At 59.2% G+C, this 18100-nt stretch carries 13 protein-coding genes; all 13 read left to right on the top strand.

Going from position 1 to position 18100, the window contains the following annotated elements; all coding sequences use genetic code 11:
* Positions 1-24 precede the first annotated feature (24 nt).
* The 13 genes from I3J27_RS33915 to I3J27_RS33855 all read left to right on the top strand — a co-directional run bounded on the left by I3J27_RS33915 (position 25) and on the right by I3J27_RS33855 (position 18014).
* A complete protein-coding gene (locus I3J27_RS33915) occupies positions 25-1182 on the top strand; it encodes an acyl-CoA dehydrogenase family protein (protein WP_270163205.1) in 1158 nt (385 codons plus the stop codon).
* 172 nt (positions 1183-1354) lie between these two features.
* Positions 1355-3433 (top strand): acetate--CoA ligase family protein, encoded by a 2079-nt coding sequence (locus tag I3J27_RS33910; protein ID WP_270163204.1) that lies wholly within the window; start codon positions 1355-1357, stop codon positions 3431-3433.
* Positions 3426-4208 (top strand): carnitinyl-CoA dehydratase, encoded by a 783-nt coding sequence (locus I3J27_RS33905; protein WP_270163203.1) that lies wholly within the window; start codon positions 3426-3428, stop codon positions 4206-4208. The genes I3J27_RS33910 and I3J27_RS33905 overlap by 8 nt, the downstream gene beginning before the upstream one ends.
* A gap of 189 nt (positions 4209-4397) precedes the next feature.
* Complete coding sequence (locus tag I3J27_RS33900; RefSeq protein ID WP_270163202.1) at positions 4398-5357, top strand: 3-hydroxyacyl-CoA dehydrogenase NAD-binding domain-containing protein; 960 nt, start codon at positions 4398-4400, stop codon at positions 5355-5357.
* Between the two features lie 154 nt (positions 5358-5511).
* Positions 5512-6396, top strand: a complete 885-nt coding sequence (locus I3J27_RS33895) for a beta-keto acid cleavage family enzyme (protein WP_270163201.1) — start codon at positions 5512-5514, stop codon at positions 6394-6396.
* A 709-nt stretch (positions 6397-7105) separates the two neighbouring features.
* Positions 7106-8284 (top strand): ABC transporter substrate-binding protein, encoded by a 1179-nt coding sequence (locus tag I3J27_RS33890; RefSeq protein ID WP_270163200.1) that lies wholly within the window; start codon positions 7106-7108, stop codon positions 8282-8284.
* A 220-nt stretch (positions 8285-8504) separates the two neighbouring features.
* Positions 8505-9575 (top strand): dipeptidase, encoded by a 1071-nt coding sequence (locus I3J27_RS33885; protein ID WP_270163199.1) that lies wholly within the window; start codon positions 8505-8507, stop codon positions 9573-9575.
* A gap of 765 nt (positions 9576-10340) precedes the next feature.
* Entirely contained in the window at positions 10341-10721 is a 381-nt protein-coding gene (locus I3J27_RS33880; RefSeq protein ID WP_270163198.1) for a RidA family protein, read from the top strand.
* A 950-nt stretch (positions 10722-11671) separates the two neighbouring features.
* Complete coding sequence (locus tag I3J27_RS33875; RefSeq protein ID WP_270163197.1) at positions 11672-12781, top strand: ABC transporter substrate-binding protein; 1110 nt, start codon at positions 11672-11674, stop codon at positions 12779-12781.
* 341 nt (positions 12782-13122) lie between these two features.
* Positions 13123-14250, top strand: coding sequence for an ABC transporter ATP-binding protein (locus I3J27_RS33870; protein ID WP_270163196.1), 1128 nt, complete (start codon positions 13123-13125; stop codon positions 14248-14250).
* An 83-nt stretch (positions 14251-14333) separates the two neighbouring features.
* Positions 14334-15158 (top strand): ABC transporter permease, encoded by an 825-nt coding sequence (locus I3J27_RS33865; RefSeq protein ID WP_270163195.1) that lies wholly within the window; start codon positions 14334-14336, stop codon positions 15156-15158.
* Positions 15158-15931 carry an ABC transporter permease gene (locus I3J27_RS33860; RefSeq protein WP_270163194.1) on the top strand — a complete coding sequence of 258 codons (774 nt, stop codon included), beginning with the start codon at positions 15158-15160 and terminating at the stop codon, positions 15929-15931. The genes I3J27_RS33865 and I3J27_RS33860 overlap by 1 nt, the downstream gene beginning before the upstream one ends.
* A 988-nt stretch (positions 15932-16919) precedes the next feature.
* Positions 16920-18014, top strand: coding sequence for an ABC transporter ATP-binding protein (locus I3J27_RS33855; protein ID WP_270163193.1), 1095 nt, complete (start codon positions 16920-16922; stop codon positions 18012-18014).
* Positions 18015-18100: the final 86 nt, after the last annotated feature.

The following is an 18100-nucleotide window of genomic DNA, read 5'->3' as shown; positions in this document are numbered from 1 at the left end:
CTCTCATTCAGGAGAATTTCGACCGTGAATTTTGATCTATCGGAGGAACAACAACTCCTCAAAAACAGCATCGAGCGCCTGTTGGCGGACAGCTACGGCTTTGAGAAGCGCCGCATCTATCAGACGGATCCGAAAGGCTATAGCGACGCAATGTGGGCGCGGTACGCCGAAATCGGGCTGCTTGCATTGCCATTTTCGGAAAAGCATGGCGGCTTCGGCGGCGGCGCCGTCGAGACCATGATTGCGATGGAGGCGTTCGGGAAGTCGCTGATCCTCGAGCCCTACTTGGCGACGGTTGTCCTTGCCGGGGGGCTACTTCGGCTTGGAGCGAGCGAAGCGCAGAAGGCGGACCTGATCCCCGGTATCGCGGAAGGTCGATTGAAGCTCGCCTTCGGCTATGCCGAGCCGCAGTCGCGCTACGATCTTTTCGACGTCGAAACGCAGGCGAAGAAAGACGGCGACGAATGGATACTGAACGGCACCAAGTGCCTCGTCCTTCACGGCGATACTGCCGATAAGATTGTCGTCTCTGCGCGGTCGTCCGGAGATACACGACAGAAGAATGGGATCGGTCTCTTCCTTGTCGACGCCGATGCGCCTGGCCTTAGCCGCCGTGGCTATCCGACCCAGGATGCTCTGCGTGCGGCCGAGATCACACTTGAGAATGTACGCGTTAAGAATGTTGACGTCATAGGCGATCCGGAAAAGGCTTTTCCAATCATCTCCCGGGTAGTCGACGAGGCGGTTGCAGCGCTCTGCGCGGAAGCTGTCGGCTGTTTTGAAAGAATGCAGCAGATCACGCTCGACTATCTGAAAGCGCGCGAGCAGTTCGGCAAGAAGATTGGTACTTTCCAGGTGCTGCAGCATCGTGCGGTCGACATGTTTGTCGAATTGGAGCAGTCGCGCTCGATGGCCATGTATGCCGCGATGATGGTGGGCGAGGACGAGGCGACGGAACGCGAGCGTGCAACTTCGGCCGCAAAGGTGCAGGTCGGCCGATCTGCGAAGGCCATCGGCCATCAATCGATCCAGCTCCATGGCGGCATTGGAATGACCATGGAGTACAGCATCGGCCACTATTTCAAGCATGTGACCATGCTCGACATGCTTTTTGGCGATGCCGATCATCATCTGACGCGACTTGCCAGCCTGGGAGGCCTCAGCGCCGAGCAAGTCAATTGAAGAACAACTCCGGTAACCTGTTGAATGCGAATGTCGTGTTTAGCCCTTCCGTCTGCGCTATCACACCTTCCGGCCGGGCGCATGCGCCGCATCGAGAACAATCGGGAGCAGCATCGAAACTGCCTCTATCTCGTTTCGCAGGCTCGCGATGCCGCGCAAAGGGGGCTGATCAATGAACAAGCTTGAGCGTCTTCTGCGGCCCAAATCGGTCGCCGTATTCGGCGGCAAGCAGGCGGCCACTGTCGTCGCGCAATCAATCAAGATAGGTTTTGCTGGCGAGATCTGGCCCGTCCACCCCACCAAAGACGAGGTTGCCGGCCGCAAAGCCTATCGTTCCGTTGCCGAGTTGCCCGGCTCGCCAGACGCTGCTTGGGTCGGCGTCAACCGACACCTCACCATCGAGGTGGTCAGGGCGCTGGCTGAGCGTAATGCCGGAGGTGTTGTGTGCTTTGCCGCCGGCTTCCTTGAGGCCAAAGCCGATGATGCGGACGGCGAGAGACTGCAGGCCGAACTCGTCGCCGCGGCCGGCAAAATGCCGATCATCGGTCCAAACTGCTACGGCTTGATCAATTACGCCGACGGCGCGCTTTTATGGCCCGATCAGCACGGCGGTATCAGACTTGCCGAGGGGGGACGTGGCGTCGGCATCATTACGCAGTCCTCCAGCATCGCCATCAGCATGACGATGCAAAAGCGCGGTTTACCTATTGCGTTTCTAATGACTGCTGGAAATCAGGCGCAGACCGGCCTTTCTGAAATTGTGCTCGGCCTCATCGAAGACACGCGCGTAACCGCGCTCGGCCTGCACATCGAAGGCTTCGACTCAGTGGCCGGTTTCGAAAGACTGGCGGCACGGGCGCGAGAGTTGAGAAAGCCAATTATCGCCATGAAGGCGGGCCGTTCGGAGCAGGCGCGATTGGCGACAATCTCGCATACGGCTTCGCTTGCTGGCTCGGACGCCGCATCCGGTGCGTTTCTGAAGCGGCTCGGAGTCGCCCGGGTCGATTCCCTTCCAACTTTTATTGAGACGCTGAAACTGTTGCACGTCACCGGACCGTTGTCGGGATACCGCCTGTCGTCGATGAGCTACTCCGGTGGCGAAGCTTCAATAATGGCCGACACCGCGGAAGATCGCCTGGTGCGTTTCCCTGGCCTCACTGACGAGCACCGCGCACGTGTTCGATCAACGCTCGGGCCCCTGGTGGCGGTGGCCAACCCTCTCGACTACAACACATTCACCTGGAACAACGAGCCGGCGTTGACCACGACCTTCACCGCAATGGTGTCGGGCGGTTTTGATCTCAACATGGCGGTTCTCGACTTCCAGCGTCCCGACCGCTGTTCGAACGCTGGTCCCTATTGGACGATCGTGCGCGCATTCGAAGCCGCGCTGAAGACCAACAAGGCGAATGGAGCAATCGTCACGTCGCTGCACGAGAACATGCCTGAGGACTATGCTGCCGAACTGATGACGCGGGGCATCACACCATTGTTCGGCGTTCCGGAAGCGTTGGATGCCGCCCAAGCGGCCGCTTTCATTGGTTCTGCTTGGCGTGAGCCAGAGGCCCAACCGGTTAACACGGCGAGTTCGGGCACACGCGCAGTCGGCCGTACTACGCTTGATGAAGCAGAAGCGAAGGCGCGGCTGATCGAGGCCGGGCTGCCAGTTCCCAGAGGCTTGCGCGTTGGTAGTGCGGCCCAGGCGGTGAACTCATCCCAGGCGCTTGGACTCCCAGTCGCACTGAAGGCGCTCGGCGTCAGCCACAAATCTGAGGTCGGGGCGGTGCGGCTCAACCTCAGGGACGTTGAAAGCATCAACAGCGCGGCACGCGATCTGCTGCCTCTCGCCAGTGAGCTATATGTTGAGCGCATGGTGCGCGATGGTATCGCCGAGCTTATCGTCGGATTCACTCGTGATCCCATCTTTGGCGCGGTCATGACGTTAGGCTCAGGCGGTGTGTTAGTCGAGCTTTTGCGCGATACTGCCACGCTGATGTTGCCCGCAACACACAGTGACATCGAGGCAGCGTTGCGCGGCCTTAAGCTTTACCCTTTGCTCGAAGGGTACCGTGGCCGGCCGAAGGCCGACGTGACGGCAGCAATCGAGGCCATAGCGGGCATCGCTGCCTTCGTGCAGCAGAATGCCAAGATCGAGGAACTCGACATCAACCCGCTGATCGTTTGTGCCGAAGGCAAAGGTGCCTGGATTGCGGATGCATTGCTCGTATACGGAGAAAACAAAAATGTCTGATGCAATCAGGACCCATCGCGAAGGGGCAATTCTCGAAGTCACCCTGGACCGGCCCAAGGCTAACGCCATCAATCCCAAGACGTCGTGGTTGATGGGCGAAACCTTCAAGGCGTTTCGTGACGATCCGGATTTGCGCGTCGCTGTTCTCAAGACAGCCGGTGACAAATTCTTTTGTGCCGGGATGGACCTCAAAGCGAGGGCGGAGGGCGAGACGGCGGATGGTGGCTGGGGCATCGGCGGCTTCGGCGGAGTGCAGGAATTGCGCGGCCTCAACAAACCTGTGATCGCCTGCGTCAACGGCATGGCGGTGGGCGGTGGCTTCGAGTTGGCGCTTGCCTGCGACCTGATCTATGCCTCCGATCATTCCTCCTTTGCGCTGCCAGAGATTCGCGCAGGAACGCTGGCGGATGCGGCATCGGTCAGGCTGCCGAAACGCATGCCCTATCACATTGCAATGGAGCTTCTCTTCACGGGGCGCTGGATGGATGTTGCTGAGGCGCATCGCTGGGGCCTGGTGAACGAAGTGCTGCTAAAGGAAAAACTCGAGGCGCGGGTCTGGGAGGTCGCACGCCTGCTCGCTAACGGCCCGCCCTTGGTTTTTGCGGCTATCAAGGAAACGGCGCGCGTATCTGAAGCGCTGTCATTTCAGGACGCCATGAACCGGTTGACACGCCGTCAGCTCGCGACCGTCGACGTACTCTACGGATCGGAGGACAGCCTTGAAGGAGCTAGGGCCTTTGCGGAAAAGCGCTCCCCTGTTTGGAAGGGTAGATAGCGCGGGGTCGACCACCGCGATGGTTTGAAAGCAGATTTAGTGACGTGAAAGTCGAATGGATTTCATCCGTCGGCGCGGCCCAGCCGAAGCATAAGCCGACAGGGTCTACGTAAACTCCCGATGCGAGAGAAGGGTCAATCAAATGGCAATTTATCAACTTGGCAAACGCAACCTAGACGAGGCCAAGCTATGAGCGCTTTTCGTGGGCCAGATCGGATCCGCCGTGTAGCGTGCATCGGCACGGGAATCATTGGCGGCGGGTTCGTCGCGCACTTCCTGGCGCGTGGGCTCGATGCGGTCGTGTGGGATCCGGCGGCGGACGCTAAAGATCGCCTCGATGAACTCCTCAAGACGGCGTGGCCGACGCAGGAGCGCCTTGGCGCCCGTGCCGAGGATCGCGGCAGCCTGACCTGGGTGAAGACAGCGGCGGAGGCAGTGACTGCCGCAGATTTCGTGCAAGAGAGTGCTCCCGAACGGTTGGAGCTAAAGCGAAAACTCTATGCCGAGATCGAACCGCTGGTGCCTGCCGATGCGGTCATCGCCACATCCACCTCCGGGTTCACTATCGCCGATCTACAGGCAGAGGGCTCGCGATCGCCGCGCGTCGTCATCGGACACCCGTTCAACCCGCCTTATCTGATTCCCCTGGTCGAGGTCGCCGGTGCAGCCCACACCAGCAAGGAAGCACTCACCGCTGCAGAGGCGTTTTATCAGTCGATTGGGAAAGTCGTCATTCGCATGGATCATGAGATCCCTGGCTTCATCGCCAACCATCTCCAGGCGGCGCTGGAGCGGGAGGCAATGCATCTGGTTGCTGAGGGCCACGCAACGCCCCAGCAGATCGATGCCGCAGTAGTGAATGGTCTCGCTCCACGCTGGAGCGCAATTGGCCCCTGTATGGTGCGCAACATGGGCAACCCCTCTGGTATTGGCGCTTATTTCGAGCGCTTTTATCAGGGTAGCGAACCGTCTCTCTCTCACGTGAAACCGCCAGAGTTCACGCCTGAATTCATTCGGGCCATGGAAGAGGGGTGCCGCGCGATGTCTGCCGAGCGCAGCAGGGGCGAACTTGCGGCGGCCCGCGACAGGATGGTGATCGAGGTACTCCTGGCGCAGCGCCGGGCGGGACTATCGAACCACGGGGTCTGAACCGATCACAGGCAACGATGGACGCTTCTTGCCGAAGCAAAAGTGTGGCAGGCGCTGCCACGGTGGCACTACCGGTAGGGCGGCGAAAGCACTCCACATAGTGTGCCTTCGTCGCTGCTGATCGCATGAAAAAGTATCAACATAGGAGCTCTTAATGTCAGAGAAAGTCATCATCACATGTGCACTGACCGGTGGGAATTCTGCCGTTGTTGCGAAACATCCAAAGATTCCCATCACGCCTTCGCAAATCGCGGATGCGGCTCTGGACGCCGCGAAGGCGGGAGCCGCGGTCGTCCACATTCATGTCCGCGACCCAGAGACCGGAGCACCATCGAACCGGTTCGACCTCTATGAACAGGTCGTCAAGAAGCTTCGGGACGCATCCACTGACGTCATCATCAATTTGACGAGTGGAATGGACGGCGAACTCGTGCTCGATTCCATCGAACCGGCGAAGATTGGCGAAACAAGTACACTTAAAAAGCCTTTGGGGCGCTGTCTTCACGCCGTCAAACTTCAGCCAGAGATCAGCAGCTTGGATTGCGGCACGATGGCGTTCGGGGAACGCATATTCGTCGCACGCATGTCGGATCTACGAGAACTCGCTAAGCTCATGCGAGAAGCGGGCGTCAAGCCCGAGCTTGAATGCTTCGATCTAGGCCATATTGAAACTGCCAAGAGGCTCATATCTGAACAGCTGATCGAGGCGCCGCCTCTTTTCCAATTCTGTCTCAGCACCGGCTATGGCGCTCCCGGCGTTCCAATCGCTCTCCAGGCGATGCGAGAGATTCTACCCCCGGGCGCCGTCTGGGGTGGATTCGGCTGCGGTCCAGACGAAATGCGAATGGTCGGACAGCTGGTCAACATGGGTGGCCACGTTAGAGTAGGACTAGAGGATAACATTTATCTTCGACGTGGCGTGCTCGCCTCCAACGCCGAACTCGTCGAAAATGCGGTTGGGATCATCGAGCGCATGGGCGCCAGCGTCGCCACACCCGCCGAGGCGCGGGCAATTCTTGGTCTCAAGAAGCGCGGGTAAACGCACGAGGATCCGGCATGGCTAACGTCATGCCGGATCCTCGGCCGCTGGACACACCGCGTGTCATCCGTCGGAATCTTCGCGGGACCGGCCACATGCTCCAGTCCCAGCGATTCAGCCGTAGCCATCGCATTAGCCTAGGTGCTCGGCGTCTGGATTGGTGGCACATGGCGATCGCTATAAATAACCGAGAGATTGTGGAGGGTGTCAAACCAGGGCAATGCGCGTTGGCTAATGAGCAGTCGCGCGCGGACTCCGGAAATCTCCGGGTGATCTCTGTTGTACACTGGTGCCAAGCGCATCACGTGACGATTGGATCGCGTCAGATCGAGCAAGAACACAATCCATCCGCTCGGATACCGGTCAGGCTGCCCGGCTACCACCAGGGACCTTCGGCTCGAAGATTGGCGTCGATACTGCCATGCGCTACCGCACGCGCGTCGGATCGGCGGATTCACACGATCGACTTGACTTTCGCGGCAATCTCCACCGACGGGCGTACTTGGTAAGCCCCTAAAGTCGTGTCCCCGCAACTGAATGTCGCATTCAATCGGCCCGGAGCGGCCTCCTCTTAATTCCGGCAAGGGAAACCGCGAGCGCGCAGAATTCCAGCGGAAAAGCCGAATGGATGCAGTTATTCATCTAGTATTTCGCTTAATGTGCCTCAGTTTTATGCTCAGGGTTTCGGCTGTTAGGGGAGTACATCGTCATGGGCAACAAACGCTCACTGTCGCAAGGGCAGTCGAAGAGCATAAATTCGGCTCTCAATGAGAAATCTAAATTGAATCGCCGGGACATTTTGCGGGCCGCAGCCGCGTCTATGGCCGTTCCAGTGATCGCACGGTCCACGACCGCCTTTGCCAAAGATAAGCTCGCCGGTTCCGGCCAAGTCGTCGCATTCTCATATGGCGGTCTGTTTACTCAGGGAATTCGTAAATACGTCTACGACCCGTTTACGGAAGCTACCGGAATCAAAGTGATCGACGTGATTGGCGATGTCTCCGACCCGCAGGTCAAGGCGATGAACCAGGCGGGGCGGGTCGATTGGGATGCGGCTTTCTTGCAAGCGGCCGTGTTTCCGCCCATGGACGACGCTGACATGTTCGTACCCATTGACTACAGCTTATGGGACTCTGAATCCATGGAGGGGACACCCAAATCGGTCCGTCTCAAGACTGCGGTTCCGGTGTTCGCCTCGGCGCAATTGCTCGTTTCCGACAAGCGGGCGTTTGGGGATCACGGGCCGAAAAACTGGGCCGACTTCTGGAATGTCAAAGCCTTCCCTGGTCCGCGTGGTCTCACGGGCCTGGCAGCAACCGCAAGAGTCGACATGGTGATTGCCTTGCTGGCCGATGGGGTGGCGAGATCAGACGTCTGGCCGCTGACCGATGACAAGATCGATAGGGCGCTAAAGAAGCTCGACGAAATCAAACCGCACGTCGCGAAGTGGTGGACAGCGGGCAGCGAGCCAAATCAGTTGCTGATCAACCGGGAAGTCGTGATGACAAGTTGCTTCGACGGTCGAACGATCAGCTCAATTCGTCAAGGGGCGCCCGTTCAGATGGCTTGGGATGGCGCATACGTGAGTTACACGTACGGGGTTGTGTTGAAGGGTGGCCCGAACACAGAAAACGCGCAGAAGCTGATTGCTTTCCTGAACAGAGCGGCGATTGCGGCGGGTTTTACGCAGGGAACCGGGTACCCTGGACCAAACACAAATCAGCTAAAGCATTTGCCTTCTGATCTCGTTCCGCTGCTCAGCATCAATCCGGAGAATGCCTCGAAGGTGGTGCACGAAGATTCGGCGTGGCTTGCCGCCAAGCGCCCTGATGGCAAGTCGAATCTCGAGCACATCGGAGATCGCTGGCTCGCATGGCGGGTACAGTGATGTCGCCGAAAGGCAAAGCTGACGACGGGAGTCTCGGCCGCCTGGCGCTCGGCGGGGCCCTCGGCTTAGGCTCTGCTGCCGGGCAGCATCTTCCTAGCGGTACACTTTCTCTTTTCGTTCGCATGCCTCCTGGTGTTTCCGCCTGGGATGACAAAGTGGGCGTGCGCGAGCTTCGATACAATTCTACAACAGCGCGCTGGCGCGCATGACGGAGACAAACATGGATGACGCAAGTCGCCCGGATCGACTCGAGCAGATCCATCAGCAGACAGTATTCGTCGACGTGCACGCCCACCCGAGCGGCTTTTGCTGGCCCGGCGTGCCGCGCATCGGGTCTGACGAGCTCGATCGATATCGCCGCAGCCTCATGGACCTTGTCGTCTGTAGCCTCATCGGCGACGCGACGTATAGCTGCGTCAAGCGCGACGAATCCGGCCGATATACCCCAGGATCCGGGGCGAACTTTCGCGGCCGGTACCGCCCCAAGCCGGGGGAGGCTTTCGCGTTCGACCTCGATCGCTTGTCGGCGATCCTGAAGACCATCGAGGACGGCGACGCTGCGCTGGCGGACAGCCCGGCGGCTGTGCGAGCGGCCAAGCGCGAAGGAAAGCTCGCGCTGATGCCGGCTCTCGAGGGGGCGGACAGTCTGGAAGGGCTCATCGACAACCTTCACGAACTCCACCGGCGCGGCTTGCGGCTCCTCCAGTTGGTCCACATGCGTGCGAACGAAGTTGGGCACGTCCAGACATTTCCTTACTCCCCTGGGGGCCTGACTCCTTTTGGGCGTGAGGTCGTGCGCGAGTGCAATGAGCTTGGGATCGTCATCGACCTGGCGCATGCCAACACCGAGACCATCATGGACACCCTCGCGCTCTCTTCGCACCCCGTGATCTGCAGCCACACTGGCGTTCAAAGCCTCTACAATGGGCAAGAACAGACTGGCTTCGATCGCTTCCTCACGGACGAAGAGATCCGGGCCATCGCGGCGAAGGGCGGCGTCATCGGCATGATCCTCGTCCGCGAATGGATGCCTCACTTGAGCGACCTCATGCGCCACTGCAACCACATCAGGCGCCTCGTCGGCATCGATCACCTCGGCATCGGCAGCGACCTTGTCCGCGGCGTGGGGAGTGCGTCATATTACGAATACATGGCCGAATTCGGTGTAGACGCGAACTTCCGCGCCATCGCTGATGGTTTGTTGGCTGAGGGCTACTCGGTTGAGGAAGTCGGAAAGGTGATGGGCGGCAACTTCTTCCGCGTCTGGGAGCAGGTGGCGGGGGCACACTAACCTGGCAATCTCCTATAGTTCGGGCCGCGGCCAGACTCGGGCCGCGGTGCATGACAGGCGCTATCTTTATTGCGCGTGATACGGCACGCTCGAACTCAACGCCGCGCTGCCTTGATGCCCTCGATGACCGGCTTAGGCAGCCGGACATCATTCCTGGGGCGAACTTAAAAACTATCGTGCGCCTTATGGAGGCATGGTAGCGGTGCCAGCGGGACTTTTCGAAAATTTGGCAGATGTCCTGATAGTTAGACGATCCGACCTCGGCCCATGCGGTTCGCTTGTTTGGACCTGTGAGCAGATGAAGCGGAATCCATGCGTACACGCCGCGCATTCCGGCGGTCCTGCTTTTCTCCGATGGTAAATCACTGCCGACAAGCGCAATCGGCCCAAGCCGGGCGCGGCCGCCTCGATCGTCTCAGTAGTCATTGCGTTTGAAATCTCCTGCCTCCTGCATGATCGCGAGTTCTGCCCTTCGTTGCGCGTCGCGGTTGACGAGCAATTCGGCCAAGAAAACAGTGCATCTGTAGAGTTGGGGCCGCACCGCTGACCGTTGCCGCCGCGAAGCAGGGTGACGTCGTGTCAGAGCGATTTTCCGCAACACTGCGTCGTAAAGCTGCTCAGAAAACGTATGTGAGTTCGAAATGACACGATAGCGATTAAACCTCGGTGAAAATCTGCGCGATGTTCAGAATAGCATTCCTGGAAGTTGATCAGCTCTCACAGTTTTTCGCAATGTTGACCACTCAGGAAAGGTACGAACACAAAATGAGTAAGCAGATTCCTTGCAGCCCAGCCCGTTGGGCTGGCGATTTGTTGAATGTGGCGGGCCAATTAGGTACCGCACCGGGAGGGCTCGTCAAAGTCGACGGTGACCGGGCGGCGCAAGTTGCCGCACAGACCCGGCAGGTGCTCAAGAATCTCCTGGAAATCGTTGAGGCCAACGGGCTCACCGCCGCAGACATTGTCAAGGCGACCGTCTATCTGGTGAAGTGGAGCGACTACGAGGCAATGCACGCGGAATACACAAGAGTGTTCCCCTCCTCATCCGACGATAATCCGCCGGCTCGGATGACAATGGCCGTGCATGAGTTGTGGAATGGTGCTCTCGTCGAGATCGATTGCTGGGCTTACCGGAAGAAGGCGTGATGAGAACTCCCGCTTCGATTGGAGTTATCGGGGTGGGATAGCTGGACGGATCGGCCGCGCGTTCTCGTCGCGGCCGATCACGCTGGACTACCGTGGCGAACACATCCATCCAGCAAGGTCCAGCATTAAGGATGGATTGTTGCACGCGGCAGGCCCAGCCGTCAGTCATCGGCTGAGTTGCCGATATTGCAGTTCCTGGAGCGATCGCTTTCGCGTGCCGCTGCAGCTTGATGTTTGGTGCCGCACTCTCGACGCGAGGCTCCTCACATTTTCGACCCACGTCCTGAGACCGGCAGCACACACCAATGACTGACAGGCGTGGCTTATCAATTTGATTTCGAGAAGGATGGGCGGCAGACCGGATCTCTTCGACCGGGTCAGTCAGGCCATCCGCCTATGGCTGGATTCTGCCCTAGTGATTGCCTCAAGAGTGGCCAAGGGTGACGGTCCTGGTCATCCCACCCCTTGCTCCCGACGGAGATGGCGGCGAACTCCGACCACGAAGAGTGGCTTAGACCCCGAGAGGCGCTGGGAGTTGAAGCCGATCCGCCGCCAGACTGATTCCCAAACCAATGCAGCCAATTATTCGTTCTGTTCGCCGGGACGTCCGTCGATCGAAAATCCTGACTTCCGCGGGAGAGCGACGACGTGCCCGAGTGGCGATGCGTCGTTCTCCGATAATCGAAGAGAACGATGGGCCTCTCGGCGTCGAAAACGCAGGAAGGCGTCTCATTCGCAGGATTTTCCGCTTTCGTGGCCGATTTTTACAGCATTTATGCATCGGGCGCCTCTACGATCCGGAATTATCTGGTTCTGCCTAACGTGAAGAAGCGTCCTCCGCGACCGCACTGATCACAGTGCTTGAGCCCACTCCCTGCGGAGGGAGATCTGTGCCAATGGCTCTCTAGGCGTTTCTACGGAAGGTGCGCTGTAAGAGAAGGAGGCCCGATATGGGTCAATGTCCGACGCGGATTATTAGTCGCCGCCGTGCTGTCGGTCTAATCACGGTCGGGCTCGCTGCCCCTTTCGTCAGCCGTTGGGCAAGCGCACAATCGGCTTGGCCAGAGCAGACCGCCGTCCCCGACCTCCTGAAAGGTTCGGGCGAGGTCCGCATCGCCACTTGGGGTGGTGCATTGCAGGACGCCGAGCAGAAGGCATATTTCGAGCCGTTCGAGAAGCTGACCGGCATAAAGGTGCGCGCCCTCCCGGGCGCCGACCAGGCGAAGGTCAAGGCTATGGTCGAAACCGGTAACGTCGAGTGGGACATCGTACAACTCAGCAACGGCTCCATCATGAACCTGATGAAGTCCGGTGATTATTTTGAGAGGATCGACTACTCACTCGTCGACGATGGGGTCGGCAAGGAATACCGGTCCGAGTATGGGCTGGAAATGTTGGTTTGGGCCAGCGTGATGGCCTACCGCACCGATGCATTCAACGGCGCCGCGCCTGCAAGCTGGGCCGATTTCTGGGACATCAGCAAGTTTCCCGGTGGCCGCGCCTTGTATGGCATCGGCTCTGAGCATCCGGAATTGGAGTTCGCCCTAATGGCGGCCGGCGTACCCGCCGACAAGCTATATCCGCTCGACGTCGACAAGGCACTGGCGAGCTACGAAAAGATCAGGAAGAGCGTGACGAAGTGGTGGACCACCGGTGCTCAGCCGCCACAGATGTTGACCGATCGCGAGGTCGTCATGACCACGGTCTGGAACGGCCGGATGGCGGCATTGCAGGAGCAAGGTGTGCCGGCGGCGATTTGCTGGAATCAGGGGGTGGCTAGGCGCGACGGCTGGGGCGTCCCTAAGGGAGCCAAGAACAAGGTCAATGCCATGAAGTTCATCGCCTATTCGACTATGGCAATTCCGCAAGCGCGTTTCGCGCTCTCTATACCATATGGCCCGGTTAATGAAGGCGCCTTCAAGTATATCCCGCCAGAGCGAACGGCGATGCTGCCAAGCGCGCCCGAGATCAAGAAAAAACTCGTGCCCTACGATTACGACTGGTGGATTGCCAATCAAGATATGGCTGTCGCCAAGTTCAACAAATGGCTATTGGGCTAATCCGTCTATTGTCCTTGCGATGCATGCGCCGCATCGACCTTCAACGCGAGTTGTTGGACTGACCAGGTCAGTAGCCCACACGACCCATTGCTATCATAAACGCTGCAATGCCGACAGCCATACCGCAGCATTTGCCGCTAAGGCCCTGCGAGTGACCTCCCGCCGGAACGCGTAGCGATATTGCCGACCGCGCCTGAGATCGAAAAGCAGATGGTGCCCAATGATTATGAATAGTGCCGGGACAATCGTAAGGCAGCCGCCCGTGACGTTCAATGAGTAGCTCTTGGGCAAGGTCGTTGTCCTCGTCAACCAGTGCTCTAGGGCCACCGCAGAGAGAGCTTATGGACCAAGCGTCGGGCCACTCGGCCCTGCCTGAGGGCAATGGTTGCATTCGCGGGGCGTCGGTGTCGCTCAGCAATTTGGAGAGGAGTTACGGCGGCTTCGCGGCTGTGGCCGGAGTATCGCTTGATATTCAATCGGGTGAATTCCTCACCTTGTTGGGGCCGAGCGGCTCAGGCAAGACGACGACGCTGATGATGATCGCGGGTTTCCAGGCTCCCAGCAAGGGCGACATTGCCATTGATGGTGTGTCGGTGGTTGCCACCCCGCCTTATCGACGCAATATCGGCATGGTGTTCCAGAGCTACGCCCTCTTTCCACACCTGACGGTGGCCGAAAACATCGCCTTCCCGCTGAGACAGCGTCGCGTCCCGAAGGTCGAGCGGGCGAGGCTGGTGGGCGAGGCGCTCGAACTGATGCATCTTCCGGGATACGGCTGGCGCTACCCGCGCCAGCTTTCCGGCGGACAGCAGCAACGCGTGGCAGTGGCGCGTGCGCTGGTCTTCAAGCCGCGTCTACTGTTGATGGACGAGCCACTGGGCGCGCTCGACAAGCAGTTGCGGGAAAATCTTCAGCTTGAGATGCGTCGGCTGCACGCAGAACTCGGCATCACTTTCATCTATGTGACTCACGATCAGGAAGAGGCGCTCACCATGTCAGACCGCATCGTCGTCATGAACGACGGAAAGGTCGCGCAGGTCGGCCGGCCGGTGGACCTCTACGACCGGCCCTGCAATCGTTTCGTGGCTAGCTTCATCGGTGAGTCCAATTTTTTGCCTTCGGTCGTGCGGGGCCTGGAAAATGAAATGGTCGTTGCAGACTGCGGGGGCGTGCTGCTGCGAGCCGCGACCTCACTACGTCCCGCAATCGGCGCGGAGGTCACGTTGGCAATTCGCCCGGAACGGTTGCGCTTCGCCGAAGGGCTTGCCGAGTCCGAACTTGCGGTCAACCGCATCGCCGTTACGGTGACTGAGACGGTCTTTGCCGGTGAGCGTTGCCGCTATCTGCTGAAGGCCGATAACGGAACCCCTATGGTGCTCAAGGAACCTTCGAGTGCCACTGTCCGCCGCCGCGACGTTGGTGATCGCACGGAGATCGCCTGGTCGGTCGCGGACACGATTATCGTGTAGGGAGCGCAATGTCTGAGACGACCATGACCTCATACCTGCGCTTCCTCCGGGGTCGATCGGAGTGGTGCCGATGGAAGCACGAGATGCCATCGTTCACTCCGCTGCTGCTCGCTGCGCCACTAATTCTCTACATGGTCGTGTTCTACGCCATTCCGGTCGGGTCGATGCTGCTGCGCAGCCTCAACGATCCGAGTTGGTCACTGGACCACTACGCTGCTTTGCCAGGCGACGTCGTTTTTCTCAAGGTTCTCTGGATCACGCTCAGCACGTCATTCGTAGTGACGCTCAGCACCCTGATACTGGGGTATCCGGTGGCGCTAGCTCTCTCTCGCGCCCGATCAACCGCGCCCTTTATCCTGATTGTGGTCCTGCTGCCCTTTTGGACGTCGGTGCTGGTGCGCACCTACGCCTGGATGGTGTTGCTCGGTCGTCACGGCATGATCAACGAGGGACTGATGGCGCTCGGTGTGATTGAACAGCCGCTCCAGCTGCTCAACACGACGCTTGCGACGGAGATCGCAATGATCCACATCCTGTTACCCTATATGATCCTGCCGATCGCCAATGCGCTGCGGCAGATTGATCCCTCCCTGGCGCTGGCTTCCTCCGGTCTAGGCGCCACGCCCTGGGGCACCTTCCGGCAAGTGACGTTTCCCTTGTCGATGCCAAGTGTGACGGCCGGCATGCTGCTGGTTTTCGTGTTGGCGCTTGGGTTCTACATTACACCAGCCATGGTGGGCGGCTCGCGCGATATTACGCTCTCGATGTTAATTGCTCAGGAAGTCGATCAACTCCACTGGGGTTATGCCGCCACTCTTTCCACATTGTTGCTGGCGATCGCGTTGGGCCTGGTGGCCATTGCGCAGATCCTGCCTGGCGTGGGCAACGCCTTTAGGACAAGCAAGTGATGAGTGTTGTTCGCCTCGTGCCGTCGTTGATCGTTGGGCTCATCCTGCTATTCCTTGCTCTTCCGATTGTTGTGGTGTTCGTGCTCTCCTTCTCTTCGGCGGCGTATCTTACGTTCCCACCACCGGCCTTTGGCTTCAGATGGTATAAGGCCTATTTTGGCGATTCTAATTGGCTGGACGCAACCTGGCTTAGTCTATGGGTGGCGGCAGCTGTCGTGGCGCTTTCGACCGCGCTCGGAACGCTTGCAGCGATCGGCATTGTTCGCCTTCCTCGAGCTATACGCATTGTCACGACCGCGCTCGTTCTTTCGCCGCTGGTCGTGCCGGGAATAGTCGTGGCGATCGGCGTATACTACGCCTTCTCACGCTACGGGCTGGTCGGCGCGCCCGTCGGAATCGTGCTTGCGCATACCTGTTTGGCCGTGCCGTTCGTCGTTACTAGCGTCAGCGCCAGCCTCGCTGGAATTGATCCCAGGCTTGAGCATGCGGCCTTGAGCTTAGGCGCGACACCTGGGGCCACCCTATGGCAAGTAACGTTACCGCTGATCCGGCCGGGCGTCCTGGTCGGCGCTCTGTTCGCGTTCATCACCTCATTCGACGAGGTAATCGTAGCACTTTTCCTGTCTGGATCTGGTGCCGTCACGCTGCCGCGACGCATGTGGGATGATTTGCGTTTCCAGCTCAATCCCACGATCGCGGCCGTATCGACGCTCATGATAATTCTGACAACGTTGCTGCTCGCCACAGCCCACCTTATGCGTAAGCGCAAATGACGGACGAACAAAGCTAGCTTTGATCGGAGCGCGCTTTAGTCGTGCAACGCCCAACTACATCGGAATGATGCAGCAACTTCGAATGTCTGATTCAGTCTGTGATCAGCTGCACCACTGCATCGCGCCAACGAGGCTAAAATTTGCGCGAAAAGAAGTTGCGGCTGAAGGTTAGCATCTGGATCGCGGCCCAATTAACTACGGTGCCAGCGGGTGCTGCACGATTAAACACCCATCCGAGTGCGCGCAAAATCGCGGTCACTTGCAAGAGATCGGGGGCTTGAGGTGTCCGACAGGTCCCTATGGACGGTGCGCGATAGCACCTCTAGAGAAACTTTTGTCAATAACCCGTCTTTCGATTGGTCGTCGAAGGGTATGATCGCCCGCTATGGCAGCACGTTGTTTGGCGAACGAATGCTAGCGCCTGGTCTCGACTTAGGCGACCAGGGTTTTGGCCGCTCAACTTGGGCCAGCGGGTGATTGCTTTAGAGCGAAATCCGAAGCGGAGCGCTCCTCACGCGCAGACTGACATGAAAGCGCTCGGTAGATCGGACGAAGAAACTCTATGCGAGCTAAGATTACCTTTTCGGCGCAAGACGTCGCTTATGAGTTGGACGGCCTGCGATGATGAGCGTTCGCGCTTGGTATCACGGCGATTCCGGCGGTTCAAAACTTGCCCTTCAAGAGTCGCGCTCTAAAGAGTCAGATTCCTTCGATTCGGCGCACAATATCGGTTGTCCGACGGGAGATATCGATGAAAACCAGCGCTGTCAGTGGATACATATTTTTGTGAGAAAGCCTCTGCTGGCATACGGCGGCGGAGTCAAAATAGGAAGGTGGGGAAACAGTGGGCCAACCGCAGGCGCCTGTATCGCTGCGATCCTGGCCGGGCACGCAACTGATGCAGTCGGTCAAGAAGATCGCGGTCTGGTCTTCGACGGACGCCGCACGAGCGGGGGCGCTAGCGCCCGCGGGGGAGGGACGAGAGTCGATGCCGGGCACGAACAATGCCTTTGTGGAGTTTTCTGGCGTTCAGAAGACCTACGACGGGGACACGCTGGTCGTTAAGAATCTCAACCTGGACATCGCCAGGGGTGAGTTTCTGACGATGCTGGGGCCGTCGGGCTCCGGCAAAACCACAACCCTCATGATGCTTGCCGGCTTCGAGGCGCCCACCCATGGCTCGATCCTGCTGGGGGGGCGCTCGATCGAAAATATGCCGCCGCACAAGCGCGACATCGGCATGGTGTTTCAGAACTACGCGCTGTTTCCGCATATGGCCGTCGAGGAGAACCTCGCCTTCCCACTTAAGGTTCGCAAGCTTGGGAAGCTGGAGAGAGAGGCGAAGATCAAGCGGGCGCTCGACATGGTTCGTCTCGGAGCCTATGGCGGGCGCCGGCCTGGCCAGCTTTCCGGCGGCCAGCAGCAGCGCGTCGCGCTGGCCCGCGCGCTCGTCTTCGATCCCAAGCTCGTCCTGATGGACGAGCCGCTCGGCGCGCTGGACAAGCAATTGCGCGAGCACATGCAACTCGAGATCAAGCATATCCACGAGGATCTTGGCGTCACCGTGGTCTATGTCACGCATGATCAGGGCGAGGCGTTGACCATGTCGGACCGGATCGCGGTGTTCAACGATGGGGTCATCCAGCAACTCGCCGCGCCGGCCGAACTCTACGAGCGGCCGCAGAACGCTTTCGTCGCCCAGTTCATCGGTGAGAATAACCGGCTGCACGGCAAGGTCGTGGCAATGAATGGCGCGAGTTGCCAGGTAGAGATTCCGGGCGCCGGCAATGTGCATGCGCTGGCTGTCAATGTCGACGCGGTTGGCCGGTCGACGGTGCTGTCGTTGCGGCCGGAGCGGGTGAAGTTGAACCCGGCGCCAGGCTCGCTGCCCAATGTCTTCAGCGCACAGGTGGCGGAAGTGATCTATCTGGGCGACCACGTGCGCAGCCGGGTTTCGGTCTGCGGCCATGACGACTTTGTGGTGAAGCTGCCGAATTCGGAAGGAACGGTGCAGGTCGAGCCCGGCGCGCTGATCACCATCGGCTGGAAAACTGAGGATTGTCGGGCGCTCGATGCGTCATGAGGGACGACCAGGGCTTTGCCTGAATAGGGCTCGGCTGGGACTTCGGCAGCGCTGCCTTCATCCAGGGGGTGGCATAGAGGGAGAGA

This window comes from Bradyrhizobium xenonodulans (genome assembly GCF_027594865.1).
Lineage (GTDB): Bacteria > Pseudomonadota > Alphaproteobacteria > Rhizobiales > Xanthobacteraceae > Bradyrhizobium > Bradyrhizobium xenonodulans.
Note: the sequence above shows the minus strand (reverse complement) of the source record. Positions and strands in the feature narration are given on the sequence as shown.